The sequence below is a fragment of the Hymenobacter sp. genome (assembly GCF_031398885.1).
Classification (GTDB): domain Bacteria; phylum Bacteroidota; class Bacteroidia; order Cytophagales; family Hymenobacteraceae; genus Hymenobacter.
This window is the reverse complement of record NZ_JANNOD010000066.1, coordinates 1-7,623: the sequence shown is the minus strand read 5'-3', so window position 1 is coordinate 7,623 and position 7,623 is coordinate 1. Positions and strand designations below refer to the sequence as shown.

Here is a 7,623-nt window from a genome sequence, read left to right as displayed (position 1 = left end):
CCGTGGCACTCTTTCTGCGGGTGGGGCGGCTGCGGGGGCCGCGCCGATTATTTCGTATTGTTTATTAAATATTTTTTAATCAATAATTCACGTTTGGGACCCAAAACCCCCATTCAAATTTAAGCGCAGCGTCCGGCGCAGCGTCACAGTCCGAACTCCTGAATCTTGCGGTACAGGGTGGTGTGGGCAATGCCCAACACGCGGGCGGCCTCGGCCTTGTTGCCGCCGCACTCCAGCAGGACGCGCTGCACGTGCTGCTTTTCCACGTTGCGCAGCGCGCGCGGGTCGTCGGAGGCACCGTCGGCGAGGGTTTCGGGCAGCAGCGCCAACTGGATTTCAATGGGCAGGTCGGCCACGGCCAGGGGTTGGTGGGGCGGGGTGAGGATGGAAGCGCGCTCCATCACGTTTTTTAGCTCGCGCACGTTGCCGGGCCAGGCGTAGCCTTGCAGCGCCAGCAGGGCCTCGGGGGTGAGCACCAGGGGGCGCCGGCGGAGCTTGGCGGCAAAGTGGCGCACGAAGTACTCGGCCAGGGCCGGCACGTCGGCCCGGCGGGCGCTGAGGGCCGGCACCGGTATCACCACCACCGAGAGGCGGTAGTACAAGTCGGACCGGAAGTGGCCCGCTTCGGCCTCCTGCTTGAGGTTGCGGTTGGTGGCGGCCACCAGGCGCACGTTCACCCGGGTGGGCCGGCCGTCGCCGAGCTTGGTAAACTCCTGGGTTTCGAGCACCCGCAGCAGCTTGGCCTGGGCCCCGGCTTCCATCTCCCCAATTTCGTCCAGGAATAAGGTGCCGCCGCTGGCTTCCTCAAACAGGCCTTTTTTGTCGGCATTAGCCCCCGTGAAAGCGCCTTTCTTGAAGCCGAACAGCTCCGACTCCAGCAGGTCCTTCGGAAAAGCGCTGCAGTTGAGGGCCACGAAGGGCTTACGGTGGCGCGGGCTGGCCTGATGAATGGCCTGGGCAAACAGCTCCTTGCCCGCGCCGGTGGGGCCTTCCAGCAGCACGGTGGCCTCGGTGAGGGCCACTTGCTGGGCAGTTTTTTTGGCGGCTTCCAGGGCCGGGGAGTGGCCAATCATCGAGTCGAAGCTGTACTGCGTACCGACCTTTTTTTCCAGGTCAGCCACCCGGCGCTGCAGGCGGGCCTTTTCGGCGGCGCGGTCCACCACCACCACAATTTGCTCGTCGGCGTCGCCCTTGGTCAGGTAGTCGAAGGCTCCCTCTTTCATGGCGCGCACGCCGTCGGCGATGGTGCCGAAGGCCGTCATCAGCACCACCTCGGCCAGGGGGGCCAGGGCCTTGTAGCGGGACAGTAGGTCGAGGCCGCGGCCGTCGGGCAGCTTCACGTCGGAGAGGATAACCAAGACTTCGCCAACGTGCTCGCGCAGGGTTTGCAGGCCGCGGTGGGCGTCGGGGGCTTGCAGCACGGTGTAGCTTTCCAGCTCCAGGGTGCGGGCCACGGCCTGACGCAGCAGGGTTTCGTCGTCGATGAGCAGGATGGTGCCGTTGGGCATGGGCGGGGAATGGAAGGAAGCGGACAACGCCCGGACAGCCGGCCGCCCCGGCTGGGAAAAAGCCTGAAATAGACAAAGGAGGGCTGTCCGAGCGGACAACCCTCCTTCTATCAGGCGCGGACAAGCAGTTGACCTTGGCAGCACTCCCCGCTGGTTGCCCGCGCCTGAGTGCGACAAAGGTACATGCTTTCCGCACTCGTGGGCCAGGCCGGGTGTTACCAGTCCGTTAGAAAATCGCGCTGCTTTCAGTGCGGCAAGGGGTATCGCAGGGGCTCTACAGCGGGTTAATAGTTGGTACCCAATCTGAAGCAGATTACGCCTTTTAGCAAGCCCGATGCAGAGCTGGGGTGAAAGGGAAGAAGCGAATGAAGCGACGCCGGGGCTGACTATTTTTTGGTTACCCCGGGCGCGGCGACCACCCGGGTGTTGGCCGGCAGGGGAATTTCGCGGGCCGTTTCAAAAACGCCCGGCTCGGCGGCGGTTTCCTCCACGCGGCGTTGCACGATGCGCAGGTACCGGCCGTCCACGTGCAGCACGGCCAGGTCCTGGCTGGTGCCGGACGAGGCCTGGTAGCTGCGGAAGCCCATGACCATGCCGGCGGGAAAGTTGGCCAGCTTGGCCTTCGCAGCGTCCACCACGTCGGGCTGGCCGCCAAACTTGCCCAGGTCGATGTCCTGCGGTTTGGCGCCTTGCAGCAGCAGGCGGGCATTGGTGCGGGGCTGGCCGGGGTTGTCGGGGTCCGCGATGGGCCTGAAGGCGAAGGCTAGCTTCAGGGTTTCGGCCTCCCGCAGAACGGGCGGGGCCGCCGCCGGAGCCGGGGCGGGCGCCCCGCCAACGGCTTTCGCGGCCGAATCAACCGGGGCGGGAGCCGCCGGAACGGCCGCCGGCGCCGGGGCCGAAACCGTGGGCGCCGAGGTGTCGGGAGCGGCTTGGTTGCAGCCGACCAGCAACGCGGCCGCGCACAAGGCGAAGTAAAAGTTTTTCATAAGGAAAAAAGGCTTAAGCTTTTGCCGCCGTAAGATTAAGCATAATTGCCGGGCAATGCCCCGGATGCCCCGGTGCCCAGTCGAAACCGCTGCGGCTGTTTGGTTTTCGCCCCGCCCCGGCAGTACCCACCACCAAGCAAAAAAAGCCCCGCAGGGTGAATGCGGGGCTTTTTTTCAGTCAGCAACCAAGGCCAACGCTAGGCCAGTTACCAGCGGCGGCCGTAGTAGCCACGGCCGCGGTAATAAGGCCGCGGAGCCGCGTAGTACACGGGCCGGGGGGCGTAGTACGGCGCGGGCACCACCACCACGGGGCGCGGGGCAGCGTACACCACGGCCGGCCGGGGCGGGTAGTAGCGGGGGCCGTAGTAGGCGCGCGGCGGGCCGAAGTAGCCGCGGGGGCCAATGCGGACGCTGATTTGGGCCGCCACCGGGGCGCTGGCCAGCAGTTGCCCGGCCAGCAGCAGCGCGAGCAAGAGCAGAAATGGACGTGTCTTCATCGGAATAAACAGATTAAGTGAAAACCTGGTGTTTTACGATGCTCAGACTACCAGCGGTTGCCGGGGTTTAATGGAGTTGGCAGAAACCCCGGGGCGGCCCGCCAGGCTAAAAAATTCGGATGCGGAACGTGGCGTCGGCCGCGCCGCCGAACAGGCCGTAGCCGGGGCGCACGTTGGTGGCCAGCGGCGCGGGCTCGGCGAAGGGGTTGTCGTCGCTGTCGTAGTAGCGGCGGCGCGAGAGGTAGAAGGCGTAGGCGTCGGGCGTGATGCTGCTCACGTACACCTCAATGTAGCCGGGCGCCGCGCAGTTGCCCTGGCCCTGGAAGCAATTGCGGTAGAAGCTCACGTCGGACGCCAAGGCAATACGCTGGCCGTTCACGCCGGTATCCGCGAAAGGGTAAAGGCTGTACTGCTGGCCGGGGCTCGACAGCTGGAACTGCCCGATGCTCACCACGCTGCCCTGGCTGTCGTAGTCCACGTCCACCGCGCCCCATTCCCCGGGCTGGCCTTGCTGGTCGAGCACCCGGGCGAAGGCCAGGTAGTAGTCGGTCGAGGCGGGGTCGTCGCGCAGCACCACGCTCAGGCGGCCCTGGTACTGGTTCGAGCCAGGATTAGGAGCGGTGCGGGCCACGTAGGTCGCGCTTTCTATCACGGCCGGCGCGGGCATGACCAGGGAGCTTTCGGCCGTTTCCAGGCCGGGCAAGGCGGCCCGCAGGGTGTAGCGCTGGCCGGCCTGGGGCTGGAAGCCGAGCACGGGCCGGTAGTAGCCGCGACCGGTCGAACTCGCGTTGCTGCTGCGCGTGGGCCGGTAGCGCTCCACCACGCTGCCGGTGGCGTCGCGCAGCTCCACGGCGGCATCGGTCCGGCCCGTCAGCTCGCTGGGGTCAAACACGCGCTGGCTGTTGCTGACGTAGAGCTGGCGCTGGGCGTAAAGCGCCCGAAACGACGAATCCTGCGGCGCGGTGGTGAGCGTGTAGAGCAGCGCCACGCGGGGCGTGTGCGGCGGCTCGGGCAGGTTCACCGTCGATTCGCAGCCGGCCAGGGCGGCGGCCAGCAGCAGGGCGGGGGCAGCAAGTGTTTTCATGCGTGGGCGTTAAAACCGGAACGTTTTGCTGAACGACGGCAGGATGGGAAACAGCGACACCTGGCGGTAGCTCAACTGCTCGCTGCCGGCGCCGCGGCCGAGGTAGATGAAATAAGGATTCCGGCGGCTGTAGGCGTTGTACACGCTGAAGCTGTTCACCACCGCGCCCCAACGCTTCTTCTTTGTGCGGCTCAGGTCGAGGTCCACGCGGTGGTAGGCGGCCATGCGGTAGCCGTTGCGGGTGCCGTAGTCCTCAAAGATTCCGCCGTAGTTCGGCCCCAGCGCGTAGCGGCCCTGCGAAAGCGTGACGGCGTTGCCGCTGCCGTACACGAACGTGCCCGAGAGCGTGAGCGTGGGGCTGAACTCATGGATGACCACGACCTTGAAATCGTGCCGGCGGTCGTACTTGTAGGGGAAGGTCCGGCCCTGGTTCAGGTCCGGGAAGCGGCGCGTGCTCCAGGCCAGGGTGTAGCCCACCCAGCCGGTGGTTTTGCCCGATTTCTTCTGCAGAAACAGCTCGCCGCCGTAGGCCCGGCCCTGGCCGCTGGTCACCTTGCTCTCGTAGTTGCTGTCCGACGTGCCCAGAAAGTCGGCGCCCTCGCGGAACTCAATCAGGTTCTGCATGGGCTTGTAGTAGGTTTCGAAGCTCAGCTCGAAGTCCTCGCCCCGAAAGCGCAGGTTGCGGGCCGCGCCAACGCTCACCTGCTGGGCCCGCTGGGGCTTGATGGTGGCCGTGGCCGGCACCCACAAGTCGGTGGGCAGGCCAATGCCGCTGTTCGTGAGCAGGTGCACGTACTGCGTGGTGCGGGCGTAGGCGGCTTTCAGCGACCAATCCTCGGTGAGCAGGTAGCGGGCGGCCAGGCGCGGCTCTAACGAGGGATACAGCTTTTTATCGACCAGAAAGTTGTTCAGGCGCAGGCCCACGTTCACCTTCAGCCGCTCGGTCAGCTTCACGTCGTCCTCGGCGTAGAGGCTGGCCTCGTCGGCTCCGATGCGGCGGCCGGTGGCCACGTTCTGGGCGGGGTCGGTGCTGCCGCTGGTTTGCTGGGCCCCGGGCCGGAACTGGTGGCGGATGTACTGCCCGCCGAAACGCACGTAGTGGTTGGGGTTGGGCACGTAGTCGAAGTCCGATTTCAGGCTCAGGTCTTGGATGTTGGACAGGTAGTTCAACGCAAACTTTTCGGTGCGCAGCTGGCCGTTGTCGTCGAACCGGTCCTCGGTCGAAACGCCCACGTCGAACTGGTAGCGGGTGTAGGTCAGGTGGGTATTCATGAACAGCCGGTCGTTCACCACGTGATTCCAGCGCAGGGCGGCGGTGCGGTTGCCCCAGCCCAGGGCGCTGTTTTGCTTGTAAAACTCTTCGCCCCGCGTCGACTCATCGTCGGCGTAAAACTCGTCGTAGCCGCTGTAGCCGCTCAAGTAGAGGCGGTCGCGGGCGCCCACTTTCCAGTTCAGCTTGCCGTTGAGGTCGTAGAAATAATAGCCGGCGCTCACGCCTTCGGCCTGGGCCTTGATGATGGGCCGGGCCAGGATGTCGATGTAGGTGCGCCGGGCCGAGAAGATGAACGAGGCCGTGTCCTTTTTGATGGGCCCTTCCAGGGTGAGGCGCGAGGCGATGAGGCCTATAGCGCCCTCGCCGTGAAATTTCTGCATGTTGCCCTCCTTCATCGTGATGTCGACCACCGACGAGAGCCGCCCGCCGTAGCGCGCCGGAAACCCGCCCTTTATCAACTCCACGTTCTTGATGGCGTCGGCGTTGAACACCGAGAAGAACCCGAACAGGTGCGAGGCGTTATACACCGGCGTGCCGTCGAGCAGAATCAGGTTCTGGTCAGGCGAGCCGCCGCGCACGTACAGGCCGCTGCTGCCCTCGCCGCCGCTCTGCACGCCGGGCAGCAGCTGGAGCACCTTGAGCACGTCGGTTTCGCCAAAGAGCGCGGGCAACAACTTGATTTGGGCCACCGGCACGCTGATGGTGCCCATGCGGGTGGTTTCGGCCAGCTTTTCCTCCCGGCTTCCCACCACCTCCACCCCCGCCAGCTCGGCCGAGGTCGCCCGCAGCCGGAAGTCGTGCGTGAAGCTGCGCTCAGCCCGCTGCGTCAACCGCTGCCGCTCATAGCCAAGCGACGACACCAGCAGCCGCACCGAGTCGGGCGCGGCCGGCAGCGTAAGCGAGTAGAAGCCAAACGGGTTGGTGGTAGTGCCCTGGCCGCTGGCGGGGTGCACCACGGCCACGCCGGGCAAGCTTTCGCCGGTGGCCCCGTCGCGCACGTACCCGCTGATGGTGAAGCGCGGGGCCAACTGGGCCCGCGCAGTTATGGCCCCCAACAGCCCCGCGCCGCCGAGCAGCAGCATTCGGAAAAGTGTTTTCATGTAGAAGAAGAGTGGTAGATACCGCCGGACCAAGATAGAACCGAATCGTCCCCCAACGGCAGAGAGGAACGTTTATTGGGGGAGCAGCATCTGGGCCACAAGGTTGCCTCAGCAGCAAAAAAAGAACGCCATGCTTTGCACGACGTTCTTTTTGCGTTGAGCGGCTATTCGAATAATAAACGAACGTCATGCTGAGCGCAGCCGAAGCATCTCTACCGCTTCGCCTGCGCTCAGCATGACGTTCGTTTTTTCCTGTTCTTATTTTTCGAATGCGCTCTAAGCAGCTATTCTAAAAGCCAGCCGACTGAACATGACCGTACCTCCAATACCCGCTTATTTTTTGCGGTACTCGGCGTTCAGGTACGCCAGCACTGGGGTGGTGATGTCGAGGTTTTTTTCGCCATAGGCGATGGTGCCGCTGGGGGCGGCGATGAGAATCAGCTTGTAGCCGCGGGCCTTGCCATAGGCTTCCACTTTCTTGTTCACGCTTTCCAGTACTTTTTGGGTGAGCTTGGCTTCCTCCTCCTGGGCCTGAGCCTGGAGCTGCTGCTGCTTCTGGCCCACCTCCTGCTGCTGGGCCTGCAGCTTTTGCTCGGTGGCGGCGCGCTGCTCGGTCGTGAGGGTCGGGGCCTGCTTCTGGTATGCTTCCACGGCCGACTTGAAGCCGGTGAGCATGGTCTGGTTCTGGCGCTCCCAGCCGCGGGCCTTGCCCTCGAAGGCCTTGCGGGCGTCCTTCATGCCCTGGTAGCCGTCCAGCATTTTGCCCGACTCCACGTAGGCGATTTTGCCGTCGAAGCTGCCGGTGGGGGCCGCGACCGGTGCGGCGGCCGTGGCAGCAATGGGCTCGGCAGGTGTTTCAGGGATTTCGGTTGCGGCCGTGGTGTCGGCAGTGCTCAGGTTCGGGGAGGCCAGCACGGCCACGGATTTGTCGGTGGCAATGGCGGGCGCCGCCACGCGGCCATTGAAATGCAGGAAGTAAAGCACGGCCAGGGCAAGGGCCAGCACGACATTAATAATTAGCTGAAGCGAGTTTTTCATTGACAACTGATGATGGAGAAAGGACAAAAGTAACGCCGCGCTGGACGCTGCGCTTAATGAGGAATGAAGAATGAGGAATGAGGAATTGGCAGTCGGGAATTCTTCATTCCTCATTCTTCATTCCTCATTAAGCGCAG

The 7,623-nt window shown here is 64.4% G+C and carries 6 protein-coding genes; all 6 read right to left on the bottom strand.

Features of this window, described 5'->3' with window-relative positions:
• Positions 1-143: 143 nt before the first annotated feature.
• The 6 genes from RMO51_RS14300 to RMO51_RS14275 all read right to left on the bottom strand — a co-directional run bounded on the left by RMO51_RS14300 (position 144) and on the right by RMO51_RS14275 (position 7,486).
• Positions 144-1,508, bottom strand: coding sequence for a sigma-54 dependent transcriptional regulator (locus RMO51_RS14300; protein ID WP_310395697.1), 1,365 nt, complete (start codon positions 1,506-1,508; stop codon positions 144-146).
• A gap of 386 nt (positions 1,509-1,894) precedes the next feature.
• Positions 1,895-2,494 (bottom strand): hypothetical protein, encoded by a 600-nt coding sequence (locus tag RMO51_RS14295; protein WP_310395695.1) that lies wholly within the window; start codon positions 2,492-2,494, stop codon positions 1,895-1,897.
• A 206-nt stretch (positions 2,495-2,700) separates the two neighbouring features.
• Positions 2,701-2,991 (bottom strand): hypothetical protein, encoded by a 291-nt coding sequence (locus RMO51_RS14290; RefSeq protein WP_310395693.1) that lies wholly within the window; start codon positions 2,989-2,991, stop codon positions 2,701-2,703.
• Positions 2,992-3,097: 106 nt separating this feature from the next.
• A complete protein-coding gene (locus RMO51_RS14285; RefSeq protein WP_310395691.1) occupies positions 3,098-4,075 on the bottom strand; it encodes a DUF4249 domain-containing protein in 978 nt (325 codons plus the stop codon).
• A 9-nt stretch (positions 4,076-4,084) separates the two neighbouring features.
• On the bottom strand, positions 4,085-6,448 hold the full coding sequence (locus RMO51_RS14280) for a TonB-dependent receptor (RefSeq protein WP_310395689.1): 2,364 nt from the start codon (positions 6,446-6,448) through the stop codon (positions 4,085-4,087).
• A gap of 333 nt (positions 6,449-6,781) precedes the next feature.
• The gene (locus tag RMO51_RS14275) at positions 6,782-7,486 is read right to left on the bottom strand and encodes an OmpH family outer membrane protein (protein WP_310395687.1); all 705 of its coding nucleotides are present in this window, start codon (positions 7,484-7,486) and stop codon (positions 6,782-6,784) included.
• Positions 7,487-7,623 lie beyond the last annotated feature (137 nt).

Excerpts from the sequence above, each read along its gene's own strand:
- RMO51_RS14300 (WP_310395697.1), bottom strand. The coding sequence starts at position 1,508 with ATGCCCAACGGCACCATCCTGCTCATCGACGACGAAACCCTGCTGCGT.
- RMO51_RS14295 (WP_310395695.1), bottom strand. The coding sequence starts at position 2,494 with ATGAAAAACTTTTACTTCGCCTTGTGCGCGGCCGCGTTGCTGGTCGGC.
- RMO51_RS14290 (WP_310395693.1), bottom strand. The coding sequence starts at position 2,991 with ATGAAGACACGTCCATTTCTGCTCTTGCTCGCGCTGCTGCTGGCCGGG.
- RMO51_RS14285 (WP_310395691.1), bottom strand. The coding sequence starts at position 4,075 with ATGAAAACACTTGCTGCCCCCGCCCTGCTGCTGGCCGCCGCCCTGGCC.
- RMO51_RS14280 (WP_310395689.1), bottom strand. The coding sequence starts at position 6,448 with ATGAAAACACTTTTCCGAATGCTGCTGCTCGGCGGCGCGGGGCTGTTG.
- RMO51_RS14275 (WP_310395687.1), bottom strand. The coding sequence starts at position 7,486 with ATGAAAAACTCGCTTCAGCTAATTATTAATGTCGTGCTGGCCCTTGCC.